This is a genomic window from Exiguobacterium sp. s163, assembly GCF_018617135.1.
GTDB lineage: Bacteria > Bacillota > Bacilli > Exiguobacteriales > Exiguobacteriaceae > Exiguobacterium > Exiguobacterium profundum.
The window spans coordinates 155,395-171,990 of the sequence record NZ_JACSJN010000004.1 but is presented as its reverse complement, the minus strand read 5'-3'; the positions used below and the strand labels follow the sequence as shown (position 1 = coordinate 171,990).

Here is a 16,596-nt window from a genome sequence, read left to right as displayed (position 1 = left end):
AAAACGAATTCGATTTTACTGAGGACGCATACAAAAATCAAGAGCTATCAATAACAGATAAAAAAATATTGTGAAAGAGTTCACATTCTTGTCACCCACAAAACCTGAAAAACATTGTATTCTATGAATGTGAAGGAAAGCACAATCTCTAAAAACAGTCATCACAATGTGCTTCCATCAAGTCAATATGTTCATAAAAAGCTCTCACTTATGAGGAGGAACCTAACATGGCAGTCAAAGAGAAAGCAAAAGTGGAAACAACGGCAGAACAAATGGTGGACACGCTCGTAGCAAGTGCGCATAAGGCACTCGATACGTTGATGACGTTCGACCAAGAGAAAATTGATCACATCGTACAGGCGATGGCGCTTGCGGGACTCGAGCAACACGTCACACTCGCGAAATTAGCACATACAGAAACAGGTCGCGGTGTCTTTGAAGACAAGATGATCAAAAATATCTTCGCGACAGAATATATCTATAACTCACTCCGTGGTGAGAAAACGGTAGGCGTCCTTGAAGATGACGTTCAAAACGGAATCACATACATCGCGGAACCAGTCGGTGTCGTCGCTGGGGTCACACCGGTCACAAACCCAACATCGACAACGATGTTCAAAGCGATCATCGCCATCAAGACACGTAATCCGATTATCTTCGCGTTCCATCCATCAGCGCAACAATGTTCAAGCGAAGCGGCTCGTGTCCTCCGTGACGCAGCAGTGGCGGCAGGTGCTCCTGAAAACTTGATTCAATGGGTTGAAGTTCCGTCACTCGATGCGACGAAAGCGCTCATGAACCACCCTGGCGTGGCGATGGTCCTTGCGACGGGTGGGGCAGCGATGGTCAAATCGGCTTACTCGACTGGTAAACCAGCACTCGGTGTCGGACCTGGTAACGTACCAGCCTATATCGATAAGACTGCGAAAGTGAAACGTGCCATCTCAGACGTCATCCTTTCAAAAACGTTCGACAACGGAATGATCTGTGCGTCTGAACAAGCGATCATCGTCGATCAAGAAGTATATGAAGAAGTGAAAGCAGAGATGACGGCACTAGGTTGCTACTTCTGCTCACCAGAAGAAAAAGCAAAACTTGAAACACTCGTCATTCGAACAGATACATGTGCGGTCAACCCTGAAATCGTCGGGAAGCCGGCAGCATGGATCGCTGAACAGGCAGGTCTCAAAGTACCAGCGGACACGAAGATCTTGATTGCAGAGCTTGAAACAGTTGGCGCAACGGAACTTCTCTCTCACGAAAAATTAAGCCCGGTTCTCGGTGCGTATAAAGTTCAATCACGTGAAGAAGGATTCGCAATCGCTGAAAAAATGCTCGAGATTGGTGGTCTCGGTCATACGGCTGTCATCCACTCAACAGATGACGATGCCATCCTTGAGTTCGGTCTCCGTATGAAAGCTTGCCGCATCATCGTCAACTCACCTTCAGCACACGGTGGAATCGGTGACCTTTATAACGAAATGACACCATCCCTTACGCTCGGTTGTGGGTCTTACGGTAAAAACTCCGTCTCAGAAAACGTGACGGCGAAACATCTACTCAACGTGAAAAAGGTGGCGAGACGTCGCGTGAATATGCAATGGTTCAAAGTACCTGAAAAAATCTATTTCGAGAAAAACTCAGTACAATATCTTCAATCGCTCACAACGAAAAAACGGGCGATGATCGTCACGGATGAAATGATGGTCAAACTCGGATTCGCTGACAAAGTCATCAAAAACTTGCCGGCTGGTGTCGAGTACCGCATCTTCGACCAAGTCGAACCGGATCCATCTGTTGAAACGGTCATGAACGGTGCCGAAGCAATGCGTCACTTCCAACCAGACATGATCATCGCACTTGGTGGTGGTTCACCGATGGATGCTGCGAAAGGCATGTGGCTCTTCTACGAACGTCCAGAAGAGAAGTTCTCGAATCTACGCCAGAAATTTATGGATATTCGCAAACGGACATATAAGTTCCCGACACTCGGTAACAAGTCAATGTTTATCGCCATCCCGACAACGTCTGGTACAGGTTCTGAAGTGACACCGTTCACTGTCATCACAGATAAAAAACGTAACGTGAAATATCCGATTGCTGACTATGCGATCACACCAGACGTCGCCATCGTCGACCCTGAGTTCGTCATGACCGTTCCAGCTTCAATCACGGCTGATACAGGAATGGACGTCATGACACACGCAATCGAAGCATATGTTTCCGTCATGGCGAATGATTACACAGACGGACTTTGCCTCCGCGCCATCAAGATGATCTTCGACTACCTACCAAAAGCGTATGAAAACGGTAGCGATGCGGAAGCTCGTCAGAAAGTACACAACGCTTCAACGATGGCGGGTATGGCGTTTGCGAACGCATTCCTCGGTATCAACCACTCGATCGCTCACAAAATCGGTGGAGAGTTCCACGTCCCACACGGTCGTACGAACGCGATTCTCATGCCACACGTCATCCGTTACAACGCGACACGCCCATCGAAACTTGCGGCGTTCCCGAAATATGAGTCATTCATCGCAGACGAACGTTATGCAGAAATCGCGCGTTACCTCGGACTTCCAGCAAGCACGACAGCTGAAGGTGTCGAGTCACTCGTCCAAGCGATCATCGAGCTCGGTCAACGCTTGAACATCAAACTTTCGTTCAAGGCGCAAGGCATCAAGAAAGCAGAACTCGATGCGAAGATCGACAAGATGGCAGTCGACGCATTCGAAGACCAATGTACGACGGCCAACCCGAAAATGCCGCTCGTTGAAGAATTGAAAGAGATCATGTACGCAGCATACGAAGGCGTATAAGCTTCAAAATTTACAAGGGGCCCGTTCAACTCGAACGGGCTTTTCTTGTGGTCGGAATATGACATTCAGTTTCTAAAATTATATTTAAATTTATAAAAAATTGAATAGTCAGACCATAAATAGCTGTATATAATAAAAAATGGTATACATAGCAATTTATTGATGAATGGAGATCGTGTCATGATCATCGTGTTTAGTTTGTTGCGTTCAATCGCGACAGTTGTTCTTTTCTTCAATCCAATTTATTCGACGCCGCTCGAGACCGCGGAATATATTTCATCAGTTGATCGAAATGCGGATAGTTGGGAGAGTGCCGACTTTTTTGAATCATTCGGAACCGAGTTACCTATCGACATGGATCGAAACCTCCTTTACACAGAACGGATAACCGGCTGGACTGAGATTGAAGTGGGGGACGAAACGTATGAGGGGTTTTCATCGATGACGTTTGATCAACCGTTCAAAGGTACGATTCTACATATGACGTGGGGACAAGACATTCCGGATGTGAAAGAAAAAGTGGTCGTCTTACCGACAACAAAGTTTTCATATGACAACATCGAGGATGCGTATACCGTCGATTACGCAGGTGAGGTTTTGAATGACCAGGAAGCGAACGCGTACTTGTCAGAGCTCGCATCTGCAGGAGCTGCAGGATACCTGATCACCCCTTATGAAGACGACCCATATGAGACGGGTTTCGTTTTCACGTCATCCTATATGAAGTTAGATGGTACAGGGGTAGACTTGGATACGGCTGAACAACTGAAGGACGGGGAAATGATTCGAGTCAAACCTTATCGTGAAGAGATCCCATATGTCGAGTTTGTCCAACAAGGAAAATCGGAACGGGAGATCATTCTCATGTCACGACTCGATTCTTCCTGGCACGGAGCCCATTATTTGTCTGCCGTCGGTCCGTCTACGGTCTTATATCATCTGATGCAGGTGATGAACGAGGAAATGCCAGACTATACGATTCGATATGTCTTTTTGAATGGAAACGGCGACTCTAGAGAAGCGAGTGACGATTTCCTTGAACGGCTAGGGGAGCAAAAAGAAAAAGTGGAAGCGGTCGTCATGCTCGATATTCTTGGGACTGGTGATGGTCCACTATACGTTCGGACGAAAGGGATGAAATCCTATCCAGTACTAGAACGGGCGCCATTCGCTGAACTAGAAGTACGTTCGTTAGCAAGTTCACCGGGTGACGCTTACGATGAAGCAGGAATCCCTTATTTGATGTTGAGTGATTCATTAGAAGGAAGTTGGCATGTGTTCACGGAGAAAGATACGTTCGAACGGCTGTCGGAAGATGGAGTAACGGGTGCGGTCGATTGGATGCACAATTGGCTAACTGACTGACCTAATCATTGTCGCTGTCTGAGAAGACGGCGACATATTTTTTTAGATGTCGGTTTCGGGTATGATTGTAATGGAGGCGATACGATGAAACAAGAGATGACAATTACGACAACATATGGAACGATTGCAGGAACTTTTCTTTCCCATGAGGAGCCTCGGACGACGATTGTCATGTTGAGCGGAAGTGGGCCGAGTGACCGTGACGGCAATATGGGTGGTGTCGGATTTAACACGTATGCCAAGCTGGCAGAAGCGTTGTATGACCATGGATATAACGTGTTCCGATATGACAAACAAGGAATCGGGAAGTCAGATGGAGACTTCAACAAAGTCGGATTACATGACTTGATTAACGATGCGATTCTTGTCGTACGCACCATTCGACAATTGGCCGATGTGAATCGCTTATATCTACTTGGTCATAGTGAAGGGGCCGTCCTTGCTCCTGCCGTTCAACTTGAGACGAAGGCGGATGGACTGATCTTACTTTCCGGTTTCCATGAAGCGTCCAAGCAGATGTTCTTATACCAAGCAGATGCACTCGCTAAAGATATCGAACATGTGAAGGGAATAAAAGGTCTCTTCTATCGGTTGACGGGCGTTGCCAAAAAAGTTAGGCAGCGACAGGACGATTTGTTAGAGCGTTCTTTACGGACGAACGTCTCGTCTTTCAAATATCGAGGTCAAGTCGTAAATGCGAAATGGATTCGAGAACATGCATCCTATGACGTCCGAGAGCGATTGGAGCATGTGACCGTCCCGGTTCTTGCGATTACGGGGGGGCGTGATGTGCAAGTCCCACCCGAACACGTCCATATGATTCAAACAAAAGGGGAGGTCACCTCATCGATCATCGATGATATGAATCATCTGCTCGTGAAACGGGAGTCACCCCATTCGCTTCTCACGTTGCATAAAGAGTATCGAGAAGCGATCGATGCGCCGATTCATCCAAAACTCGTTCAAGAATTGGATGAATGGTTAAAAATACAGTCATAAACTCAAAAAACGGTCATCTATTGACCGTTTTTTATGTTATAATTGTGACAAGTTGAATGGAAATGAATGTTTTTGAATGATTTTAGTTGTTTTTATAATGAAAACGCTTTATATTAGACGTATGGAGGGAACAAGATGTTAACGAAACAACGACATCAGTTGATTTTGCAACGCTTATCTGAACAGAAGGTCGTCAAATTAAAAGAATTGGTTGATTTAACTGATTCATCCGAGTCGACGATTCGTCGAGATTTGACGGACCTTGAAGCGGAAGGGTATCTGGCAAGGGTTCACGGAGGCGCAACGCTCATTGCGACTCCAGATGAGGAACCGACATTTGAAGAAAAGCGAGACCGGTTCGTAGATGAAAAAGTTGCGATTGCACGGAAGGCCGCAACGTTCATCGAAGACGGGATGTCGATTTATTTAGATGCCGGTACAACCACTCAGGCGATGGTTCCGTTTTTAGAAGGAAAAAAAATTGTCGTCGTCACAAACAGTCTACCGATTGCGAATGAATTATTTGATCTTGATATTAAGACGTTTGTGATTGGCGGAGAATTAAAGCGTTCCACCCAGGCATTGGTTGGGTATAACGCACGCGAGAGCATGATGAATTATCGTGTCGACCTCGCCTTTCTCGGAATGAATGGAATCGACCTTGAAGCGGGTTACACGACCCCGGACCCAGAAGAAGCGCTTGTCAAAAAAACGGCAATCGAATTGGCACAAACCTCGTTCGTACTCGCGGACGCATCGAAGATCGGGAAACGAACGTTCAGCCGAGTCGCGACGTTAGATGCCGCTCAGTTGATCACATCAAGCAGTGAGTCAATGAGTTCCATCCAAACAATCACAAAGGTGGTGAATGCGAAATGATTTACACGTTAACACTCAACCCTTCTATTGATTACTACGTAACATTACCTGAAGTACATCTAGGAGAAGTGAACCGAATCGAAGAGACGACGGAGCGCGCAGGCGGTAAAGGAATTAACGTCTCCATCGTTCTTCGGGAATATGCACAAGAGACGAAGGCGCTTGGTTTCATCGGTGGGACGACCGGTGACTTCATTAAAAAGTCACTCGTCGACCACGGTGTACACACCGATTTCGTAGAGGTGAATGGGAACACCCGGATCAATGTCAAGATTCGGGCGAAAGAGGAAACAGAACTGAATGCGAGCGGACCGAATATCACAGAGCGCGAGCTCGAACTGTTGACGGCCAAGTTCGATCAAGTTCAAGAAGGCGATATTGTCGTCCTCGCGGGTAGTATCCCGAGCAACCTACCAGACTCGCTATATCGGACCATTGCTGAATCGATTCGCGAAAAAGGTGCCGACTTTGTCGTCGATACAACGAAAGATGCCATGCTCGAGGTGCTCGCCCTCGAACCACTCATGATCAAACCGAACCACCATGAATTAGGTGAATTGTTTGATACCGAGATCGAAACGTTTGAAGAAGCTCTTCCATATGCCGAACAGCTCGTCAAACGCGGGGCGAAAAACGTCATCATCTCCTTTGCGGGAGACGGGGCACTACTTGTTAACAAGGACGGAGCCGTCACAGCGAACACACCGGTCGGGAAACTCGTGAACTCGGTTGGTGCAGGAGATTCACTCGTTGCCGGATTTGTCGCGAATGTGAAAGAAAAAGGTGAACAAGAAGCATTTCGATACGCGGTCACGACAGGAAGCGCATCTGCTTATACGTTCGGCCTATGTTCAAAACAAGAGATCGATCGATTGATCGATCAAGTACAACTCACGCCACTGAAACGAATGGAGGAAACAACATGAAAATCACGGACTTGCTCCAACGCGACACGATTCAATTGAATCTACGCGCGAGTTCTAAGCGTGAGGTCATCGAAGAACTTGTCGATGTCCTCGATCGCGCTGGTAAACTATCCAACCGCAACGGTTATCGCGATGCGATTCTAAAACGTGAAAGCGAGAGCACGACCGGCCTCGGAGAAGGGATTGCCATTCCTCATGCGAAAACGAGTGCGGTCAAAACGCCAGCAATCGCATTCGGTCGCTCGGAAGGCGTCGACTACGAAGCGTTAGACGGACAACCGAGCCGCCTCTTCTTTATGATTGCGGCAGGAGAAAATGCGAATAATGAACACCTTGAAACACTCTCTAAACTTTCAGTTTACTTGATGGACCCTGCATTCCAAGAGCGTCTCTATGCAGCCACTTCTGAAAGCGATGTCATTCGTGCCATCGAAGAAAAAGAAGCGGCAGAAGAGAAGCCAGAAGTCGTGAAACCGACGAATGAAGATGCACCGTTCATTTTGGCCGTCACGGCATGCCCGACAGGAATCGCTCATACGTATATGGCAGCAGATAGCTTGAAGCAAAAAGCCGAAGCGATGGGCGTCGATATTAAAGTCGAAACGAACGGATCGACTGGCGTAAAAAATGAATTGACGCGCGCGGATATCGACCGGGCGACAGCGATCATCGTCGCAGCGGACAAGGCTGTTGAAATGGATCGTTTCGCTGGTAAGCGAGTCATCGAAGTTCCGGTCGCACAAGGGATTCGGAAACCTGAAGAACTCATCAATCGTGCGGTGAAACAAGATGCGCCGGTATATGAGGCTTCGAAAACATCAGGTGGTGCTTCGAAAGAACAACGTACAGGCGTGTACAAGCACTTGATGAGCGGTGTATCTGCGATGCTTCCACTCGTTGTCGCAGGTGGACTCTTGATTGCCATCAGCTTCTTCTGGGGCATCAACTCTGCTAACCCGGATGACCCGTCTTACAATGAATTTGCAGCACAGTTGATGACGATCGGTGGAGCTGCATTCGGCTTCCTCGTTCCGATTCTCGCCGGTTTCATCGCGATGTCGATTGCCGATCGCCCAGGTCTCGCACCAGGTCTCGTGGCAGGGGTACTTGCAAGTCAAGGGAACGCCGGATTCCTCGGTGGTCTCATCGCCGGTTTCTTGGCCGGTTATGTCGTCCTTTTCTTGAAAAAGGCACTCGCGAAGTTGCCTGCTTCACTTGAAGGAATCAAGCCAGTCCTCTTGTATCCGTTACTCGGCTCGTTCATCTCCGGGATGGTCATGTTACTCGTCGTCAACGAACCGATCGCAGCACTTATGACATGGTTGATGGATACGTTGAACAGCATGAGTGGCGCGAACGCTATCCTTTTAGGAGTCATCGTCGGTGGGATGATGGCAGTCGATATGGGTGGTCCGATCAACAAGACAGCGTACGTCTTCGGTACGGCAGCACTTACAGCGGGTAACCAAGAAGTCATGGCAGCCGTCATGGCTGGAGGGATGGTACCACCACTCCTCGTCGCACTCGCATCAACAGTCTTCGCTCGTCAAAAGTTCTCGAAACAAGAGCGCGAAGCAGGAAAAACTGCTTATATTATGGGAGCCTCGTTCATCACGGAAGCGGCAATCCCATTCGCGGCTGCGGACCCGATTCGCGTTCTTCCATCAGCGATTCTCGGATCTGCCATTGCAGGAGGATTATCCGCATTCTTCACGATTCAATTACCAGCGCCACACGGTGGGATCTTCGTCTTCCCACTTCTTGAAGGAGCTGGAAACGTCGCTGTGAGTATGGGTCTCTATGCACTCGCCATCTTGGCAGGTGCGGTGGTCGGAGCATTGCTCCTCTCGTTCTTGAAAAAACCGTTAACAACATCGACACCAGTCCAATCTAAAGAAGTTGCATAACGTAAGAAGAGACGTCGCCTTTATCCAGAGGTGACGTCTTTATTGTTGTCGATGTCCGTGCAAAATTCACATAATCTCGGATTGCAAGTTGGGGATTTGTGGTAAACTATTTGTAAAGCTTCGGGTGAGGAGGGGGTCACATTGGACATTCGAGTCGCCAAACCAGATGATGTGTATGGGATTGCGAGAGTGCGTGTGAACGGGTGGCGTACGACCTATCGGGGGATCGTACCGACTGAGTATTTGCTAAAAGTATCATCCGGCTCCATCGAATGGGCAGAACGCTTGCGGACCGCCCTTCGTCGGCAAGAAGTAGCCGGCTTTGTGGCGATTGTCGAGGACGAAATCGTGGGCTTCGTTCTTTACGGAGAAGAGCGGACAGGAGAGTATCCAGACCACACGAATGAAGTGTATGCTATTTATATTTTAGAGAACCATCAAGGGAACGGGATCGGGTCCGCTCTCCTTGAACATGCCGTGCAATCGATGTGTGAGGCAGGGCTCTTGATCTGGGCACTTGAGATGAATCCGTTCCGTACATTTTATGAGCGAAAACAAGGGCAGGTCATCGACCAGAAAGATCGAGAGTTTGGTGAATTGATGCTTCGAGAAGTGGCGTATGGATGGGAAACGACCCGTCATGACTCCATCATGGGAGCCTAAGCTTTGAGACTGTAGAATGATCTACGGTCTTTTTTTGTGTCTAATGTATGAGCCTTTAACCGATTTTTTCATTCAAGATAGATTCAGCTTTGCAGCCAACAACGTAAATTCCCACGGGATATTTTTCCCGTTCCATCCTCTCTAGTTCTATAATGGAATTATCTATAATAATTTTACAATGGTAATTTGTCAATAAATCTATGTCTAGTAAGGACAAATATGGATGAATATAAATGTAGAAATGAGGATACGATGAATGATAAAAGGAATATACGAGGCGCACTTGCCGGTGAGTGATTTAACTGAATCAATTCGATTTTATGAGAAATTAGGATTAGAGTTGGCATTCTAAAATGAAAAGTTGGCTTTCCTTTGGATTATGAAAGGGGAGAGCTGGATTGGGCTATGGAAATCTGGTCAAGTCGATTTACCGTATCATCCATCAATCCGACACATCGCTTTTCGAATCGAGGAGCAGGATTTGGATGCGATCAAAGCATGGCTTGAGAATCAGGGAATTGAAATTCGTACTGCGTTCAAGATGACACCGGAACAGCAGCCACTCGTCCTTCCAAATGCTCCATACGAGCATGCGGCCATCTACTTTGAGGACCCGGACGGCAATTCGCTTGAACTCATCATGTTGATTGGAACAAACGCAGATGAAACTGCTGATGTGATTCCGTACGAAGAGTGGTTAAAAAAATATAGAATGTACATAACTGATTCAAAAAGGGGAGAGAATATGCTATTTCATTATCATCTATGGACACCACATGTAGAAGAAACGGAGAAATTTTATGCGAATCTCGGTTTTCAAGTAACTCTACGAATCGGAAAGAAGGATGGGGAATTCGAATCCTTTAGTCCACCACTCGACTGGGACGATTTTAGGGAGCAGTCCATTCAATTTAGAATCATTGAAATGAAGCGGGGAGCGACGAATATCACTTTCGGTTACGGAAAGAAAGTGATGTTTGATCATATTGGTTTTTTAGTATCTGAAGAGGAAAAAGTGAATGTGTTAGAACGAGCAGAGGAAATAGGGTTGACGGTTCAGTCAAATGAACGAAGAACGTTCATCCATACACCATACGGATTTCGAATCGAGCTGCAGCACCATTTCGATGCTATTCAATCACATTTTGAGAATCGTATCCATCGATTGAATATTGAAACGAAAACGGTAGGTCTTGAAGATGTATTGCAACAATTATTCAATTGTCTTGTCCCGCAAATCGTAGCAACTGAATCGGATCACACACAGTTAACGCATGTAAACCTGATGAGTGATTGTACGATCAGTTCAACTGATCCGAACGGTATTCAAATCATCCTCTCAGAATGATTAATAGATGAAAATTTTTAAAGGGGCAGAGGAAATGATAAATTTTGATCAAGAAATCCAAAAGATACAAACTATGGCACAATCGCCAAAGAAGCTGTTCCTTGCAATCCGTGCCGCCAGAAAATTAGTCCGAGAGTACCCAGACGAATTCATCGCCTGGACGACTCTCATTAGTGCTGAAATGGATACGCCGGAAGAAGACTATGAGAGTGCCTCCAAACACTTATTCGAAGCATTTGATAAGTTTCCCGAGCATTCGATTTTCTTCGCCCTCGGCGTATATCTTGAGTCAACTTTCGTCTATCCAGTATATGACGAAACAAAGATCGAAGAGATCAAGTCGATGCTGAATAAAATGGATGCTAAATCAAAAGGGATCCTCTACTATTCGATGGCCAATCTACATGGTTATGAACGTCCAGATCAGTATGAAGTGTATCTGTTAAAGGCGATTGCAAAGTACCCAGAATTTCCTAGTTACCATCTTGATCTTGGACGGTACTATATCTCAAACGAGAATATCGAAAAGGGAAAGCTGTATATAAAAGAAGGTTTACTTAGAGTAAAAGAGTGTTTCACTGAAGCACAACCTTTAGACTTTGAAATGTCTTTGTATACGTTTATCGATGAAGAGATCGGTGGACTTTATATGTTTGAGGAGACTTACAAAGAATACGAAAAAATGTCCCTTTGAATCAAAATGGAATACTGTTGTTCAATCAAACAATCTCTTCTATACTGAATTGAATAAAAAATTCCAAATGAAGGGTTGGGAGACATTGAAGCACCGAAAAATTTGTATCAAGTTAAGTGGAGCCGCTCTAGCTGGTGATGGAACGGATAACTTTGACGAAATGAGCCTCAGCCTGATTGCAGAAGAAATATTATCACTCGCAAATAGCGGGGTTGAAGTGTGTGTCATGGTCGGCGGGGGAAATCTCTTTCGCGGGAATCAAGCAGAAGCGTGGGGGATTAATCGAGTGGAGGCTGACAGTATCGGAACGCTCGGGACAGTCATGAACTCATTGATGCTACGTGGAATCTTGAAACGAGATACGACTCGAGAAGTGCGTGTCATGACATCGATTCCAATGCCGAGCGTAGCCGAGCCGTACATTCAACTTCGAGCCATCAATCATTTGAAAAAAGGATATATCGTCATTTTTGCAGGCGGTAACGGTCAACCGTTCGTTTCTTCAGACTATCCGGCTGTTCAGCGTGCCATCGAAGTGGGATGTGATGCCTTGTTCGTGGCAAAGAACGGTGTCTCCGGCGTATATGACCGCGATCCTCGTTTGGATTCGGACGCTCGTCAATTTGAAACCCTTCACTATAACGATGTCATTTCGAATGGTTTGAAAGTGATGGATCAATCGGCATTGCTTCTCGCGAGAGATCACGGTTTGCCGATTCACTTGTTCGACTTCAAGGAGCGGAACGCCATTCATCGTATTCTCGAAGGAGAGAGAATTGGAACGATGATTCATCACCATGAAACGCAGCTCTTGCAGAATTGAGGAGACAGCATGTATGAAGTAACAGATGATCACGTCATTGGGAAAAACGGAATACCCGTCCCGTATTCGTACCTGCAGCCTGATTCGTCATCCGACACACTCGTGATTTTGTTGCCCGGATACGGATATACAAATGATTCTCCAATGTTTCGCTATACGACTGGATTGTGCATAGAGAATGGGTTGAACGTTCTCGAAGTCAACTATCACTATCGCGACGAGCGGTACGATTCAGTCGATGTAAATAAGGCGATTGTTGATGATGTTCGACTCGTCATCGATCAAATCCTACATACTGATTCCGTTCGAAAATACATCATCGTCGGAAAATCGCTCGGTACGGTTGCGATGGCAAGTGAACTCACCCGAAACGCGTTTCATGATGCCAAACTGGTTTGGTTGACACCTTTGTTGAAACGAGACGACATATACGAAGCGATCCAGTCTCATAAAGGACAACAGATGATTCTCATAGGAACGGCGGACCAACATTATGTACTGGAACGAATCCAGCATCTTGAACATCTGGCATTGACTGAACTCGAGATTATTGAGCAGATGAATCACAGTCTCGAGTACACAGGTAACACATACCAGTCACTCCGGCTACTTGAAACTCTTCTCAAGCGAGTGGAGCAATTTATCATGTCCTCATAGGTCGTGAACCGGAGGAGCGTTTCATGAGGAGAGCGCGATCAAATGTAAGGGAGGAGTCGACGTGAAATTTACCACTAAACGTCTAGAAATCAGACCATTTATGGAGAAAGACTTGCATGCTACATTCGAAATGTATTCAAAACCAGAAGTATGCAGATATCTTTTGCATGAGCCATGGACGTCTGAAAACAGGAAGAAAGAATTTGATAAAAAACTAATGAATTCTATTCTTACCGAGACTAGTACGTTGAATTTAGCAGTCGTACATCAAGATGAAGTGATTGGGGATCTCACAGTTTGGTACAAAGGTATGAAAGATACGGTAGAAATCGGGTATTGTTTTTCTGATTCACATTCAGGAAAAGGATATGCGACGGAGGCAGTTAACGGATTGCTAGGGGAGTTGTTCACAAAGCTCAATCTACATCGGGTACAAGCCAATCTCGACGCCAGAAATGTAGCTTCCCAGAAATTATGCGAACGGGTTGGAATGAGAAAAGAAGCTCATTTCTTTAGAGACTATTGGAATAAGAATGAATGGACCGATAGCATGATGTACGCGATATGGCACGAGGAGTTTGTAAGACAATAAACGAAATAAGTGAATAGAAAAGGAGATGATGCGCGTCATCTCCTTTAATTTACAATTTTTCAATAACCATTTTCGGGTCGACACGTTCTGTATAGTCAGCAGGCACATCACTGAACGAAATCGTTCCATCAGATTGGATGATGAACGTGGCCGGTTTCGGCAACTGCCAATCTTCGTTCCCGTTATGCGCATCGACATTTAGTCCAGATGCTTTATAAATATCAATCAAATAACCTGGCATGTCAAAGACGAGGTCGAATTGACGTGCGACAATATTATCAACATCACTCAATACATAAAAATCAAGTTCATTCTTTTCTTTCGTCGAAAGGGAATAATCCGGCGTTTCCGGACTGATCGCGACAAGAGTCGCGCCTTTTTCTTGAATCGTTGCCAACTCGCGCTGGTAAGCGCGGAGCTCGAGGTTACAGTATGGGCACCATCCACCTCGGTAAAATGTGACGATGACTGGTCCATTTTCAAGGAGCGTTTTCAAATTGACGGTTGTCCCGTCCGCGTGAGGCAATTCAAACGACGGCGCTTGATCTCCAACTGTTAACCCTGATGCGATGCCTGAATCTTTCAATTCTTGAGTCGCCTGAGCCATCAATCGTTGCTTCTCGGCAGGTGCATTTTGTTTGAACTGATCTTTATAGGATTTGATCTCTTCCAATAATGAATTCATCATTTGACTCCCTCTTCCGATATGGTGACTCAAATTTTAACTAAATACGAATAGTATGATTTGTTCAATCGAACACAACGGTGAAACTCCATTTCAGTTTCCGAAAAATAATTTTCGAATAATTCAATCAATTCTTCAGATCTAATGACTTTTGACCGATATGATGAATAACCCAAGGGGGATTCGACTCACCGAACTCGCTTGAACATTTTATTCGGGTTAGGAGATGTTTTATGAAACAGAAGCGCACGATTAGTATCAAGCAAAAATTGATTGTCTTATCCGTTCTATTATTGATTATTCCAGCCACATTGATTGGAATCGTCGCCTATTCGCAGGCGAAAGGTAAAATCGAGTTTCAAATGATCCAGTCCGCCAATTCGGGGGTAGACCGGATGAACAATGAGGTCACGAACCTCATCGAACCGATTCAAACGGACATCTCGTTTTTTGCGAATCGGATTGATAGTTCCATTTATGAAGAGGGAGAAGCGAATCAAGCGTTAGCAGAGAAGTTTACCGAGTATTTGGAGACACATCCAAAAGTGACGAACATTTACTTCGCTTCAGCAGAAGGTGCGATGACGATCTATCCTGAGCAGGAATTGCCAGAAGGATATGACCCACGCACTCGTCCATGGTATGAAGCGGCTGAAGCAAGTGGACAAGAGGTTGCCATCACGAATCCGTACGTCGATGCCGCTTCTCAAAAAATGATGATCACGGTTTCGAAGAAGACTTCAGACGGTCGTGGTGTGGTCGCCGTTGACGTCGATGTGAACGATATCGCTGAAGTGGCATCCACAATTCAAATCGGGAAAGAAGGATACGTTGCCATCTTCGACCAGGCCGAACAAGTCGTCATTCATCCGTCGACGGCTGTCGGTGAAAAGATTGATGAATCTTGGACAGATTCGCTCTTTTCCAAGGAAGAAGGGACTCTGTCTGTATCGGAGAATGGGGAAGGCGTGGAGAAAGCATTCGTGACGAACCCAATCACCGGATGGAAGATTGCCGGTACGTTATATGACGGTGAGATTCAAGACGAGACGGTCGGCATTCTTTGGACGACTGGATTCGTCATCATCGGAATGTTCGGGATTGCAGCCATTCTTCTCTACTTCGTTCTCCGTTCAATCTTGCGTCCGTTGCGTTTATTGACAGAAGGAGCAGAACGAATCAAATCAGGAGATTTAACGGAGCCGATTACCGTCTTATCGAACGACGAAATCGGGCTTGTCTCAGAGAGTTTTAATGAAATGAGCGATTCACTTCGTATGGTATTACTCCGTCTCGATGATTCAATCAGTCAAGTTGCCGCCTCGTCTCAAGAATTGATGGCCAACTCGGCACACAATACCGCCTCATCAGAACAGATTGCCCGTGCAGTTGATCAAATGGCAGTCAGTGCCGATGGCTCGAAGCGACAACTTGACGACAATGCGACATCGCTCCAAGCGATCACGTCAGGAATCATGCGAATCTCAGAAAGTTCCATGGACGTGTCTGAACTTTCACGCGAAACCTCAAATGAAGCGGAAGACGGTTCGACGACCGTGAAGGAGAATGTGAAGCAGATGCAGGCAATCGATGCGTCTGTCGTGACATTCGAGGGCGTCATTCACTCATTGGCACATCGCTCTAACGAGATTGGAGAAATCGTCACGGTCATAAATGGAATCGCTGAACAGACGAACCTGTTAGCATTGAACGCTGCCATTGAAGCAGCACGTGCAGGTGAGAACGGAAAAGGGTTCGCGGTCGTTGCGAGCGAGGTGCGTAAACTCGCAGAACAATCGCAACAGTCGACGAAACAAATTGCAGCGTTGATTGATCGAATCAAGCATGAGACGGAACAGTCTGTACAGTTGATGCAGGAAGTATCTACTCATACGAAGGCCGGATTGGCGTCATCTGAAATGACAGCAGACCGTTTCGAGAAAATCAAAGAGCGGACAGTCGCGATGACACCACGGATTGAAGACGTGACCGCAACCGTCGAGGAGATTGCAGCAAACGTTCAGGAAGTGGCAGCGACGGCATCACAAATCGCCGACATCGCCGATGAGAATTCGAGTGTCTCGAAGCAAGTGGCGGCAACGACCGATGATCAATTGAAATCGATTGAAGAAGTATCGCAGTCAGCAAAAGCACTCGCGACCATGGCCGAGGAGTTACAAGACCTCGTCTCGCGGTTCAAACTGTAAAATGAAAAAGAAGCAGAGCGCCGAGCTCTGCT

14 protein-coding genes are annotated in these 16,596 nt (G+C 46.3%); 13 read left to right on the top strand and 1 reads right to left on the bottom strand.

Annotation, left to right across the window (positions count from 1 at the left end; all coding sequences use genetic code 11):
• Window positions 1–227 precede the first annotated feature (227 nt).
• From adhE to KNO71_RS11765, 12 genes are all read left to right on the top strand, one after another.
• Window positions 228–2,819 carry a bifunctional acetaldehyde-CoA/alcohol dehydrogenase gene (gene adhE / locus KNO71_RS11825; protein ID WP_078146837.1) on the top strand — a complete coding sequence of 864 codons (2,592 nt, stop codon included), beginning with the start codon at window positions 228–230 and terminating at the stop codon, window positions 2,817–2,819.
• Between the two features lie 180 nt (window positions 2,820–2,999).
• Window positions 3,000–4,184: a zinc-binding metallopeptidase family protein gene (locus tag KNO71_RS11820; protein ID WP_078146838.1), complete on the top strand. Its 1,185-nt coding sequence runs from the start codon at window positions 3,000–3,002 to the stop codon at window positions 4,182–4,184.
• An 84-nt stretch (window positions 4,185–4,268) separates the two neighbouring features.
• Entirely contained in the window at window positions 4,269–5,183 is a 915-nt protein-coding gene (locus KNO71_RS11815) for an alpha/beta hydrolase (RefSeq protein WP_078146839.1), read from the top strand.
• A 135-nt stretch (window positions 5,184–5,318) separates the two neighbouring features.
• Window positions 5,319–6,062: a DeoR/GlpR family DNA-binding transcription regulator gene (locus KNO71_RS11810; RefSeq protein WP_078146840.1), complete on the top strand. Its 744-nt coding sequence runs from the start codon at window positions 5,319–5,321 to the stop codon at window positions 6,060–6,062.
• Complete coding sequence (gene pfkB, locus KNO71_RS11805; RefSeq protein ID WP_078146841.1) at window positions 6,059–6,988, top strand: 1-phosphofructokinase; 930 nt, start codon at window positions 6,059–6,061, stop codon at window positions 6,986–6,988. Before KNO71_RS11810 ends, pfkB begins: the two co-directional genes overlap by 4 nt.
• Window positions 6,985–8,895, top strand: a complete 1,911-nt coding sequence (locus KNO71_RS11800) for a PTS fructose transporter subunit IIABC (protein WP_214688794.1) — start codon at window positions 6,985–6,987, stop codon at window positions 8,893–8,895. The genes pfkB and KNO71_RS11800 overlap by 4 nt, the downstream gene beginning before the upstream one ends.
• A 141-nt stretch (window positions 8,896–9,036) precedes the next feature.
• Window positions 9,037–9,558 carry a GNAT family N-acetyltransferase gene (locus tag KNO71_RS11795; RefSeq protein ID WP_012726215.1) on the top strand — a complete coding sequence of 174 codons (522 nt, stop codon included), beginning with the start codon at window positions 9,037–9,039 and terminating at the stop codon, window positions 9,556–9,558.
• A 379-nt stretch (window positions 9,559–9,937) separates the two neighbouring features.
• Window positions 9,938–10,906 carry a VOC family protein gene (locus KNO71_RS17665; protein ID WP_251031984.1) on the top strand — a complete coding sequence of 323 codons (969 nt, stop codon included), beginning with the start codon at window positions 9,938–9,940 and terminating at the stop codon, window positions 10,904–10,906.
• Between the two features lie 7 nt (window positions 10,907–10,913).
• The gene (locus KNO71_RS11780) at window positions 10,914–11,600 is read left to right on the top strand and encodes a tetratricopeptide repeat protein (protein ID WP_214688792.1); all 687 of its coding nucleotides are present in this window, start codon (window positions 10,914–10,916) and stop codon (window positions 11,598–11,600) included.
• A gap of 67 nt (window positions 11,601–11,667) precedes the next feature.
• The gene (gene pyrH, locus KNO71_RS11775; RefSeq protein ID WP_214684364.1) at window positions 11,668–12,423 is read left to right on the top strand and encodes a UMP kinase; all 756 of its coding nucleotides are present in this window, start codon (window positions 11,668–11,670) and stop codon (window positions 12,421–12,423) included.
• A gap of 9 nt (window positions 12,424–12,432) precedes the next feature.
• The gene (locus KNO71_RS11770; protein WP_214684362.1) at window positions 12,433–13,080 is read left to right on the top strand and encodes an alpha/beta family hydrolase; all 648 of its coding nucleotides are present in this window, start codon (window positions 12,433–12,435) and stop codon (window positions 13,078–13,080) included.
• Between the two features lie 61 nt (window positions 13,081–13,141).
• On the top strand, window positions 13,142–13,672 hold the full coding sequence (locus KNO71_RS11765) for a GNAT family N-acetyltransferase (protein WP_214684360.1): 531 nt from the start codon (window positions 13,142–13,144) through the stop codon (window positions 13,670–13,672).
• A gap of 49 nt (window positions 13,673–13,721) precedes the next feature.
• Here the strand turns inward: KNO71_RS11765 and KNO71_RS11760 are convergent, their stop codons facing one another.
• Window positions 13,722–14,357: a peroxiredoxin-like family protein gene (locus KNO71_RS11760; RefSeq protein ID WP_214684358.1), complete on the bottom strand. Its 636-nt coding sequence runs from the start codon at window positions 14,355–14,357 to the stop codon at window positions 13,722–13,724.
• Between the two features lie 233 nt (window positions 14,358–14,590).
• On the opposite strand from KNO71_RS11760, the gene KNO71_RS11755 reads away from it, so the two are divergent.
• On the top strand, window positions 14,591–16,564 hold the full coding sequence (locus KNO71_RS11755) for a methyl-accepting chemotaxis protein (RefSeq protein WP_214688790.1): 1,974 nt from the start codon (window positions 14,591–14,593) through the stop codon (window positions 16,562–16,564).
• The last annotated feature ends 32 nt before the right edge of the window (window positions 16,565–16,596 follow it).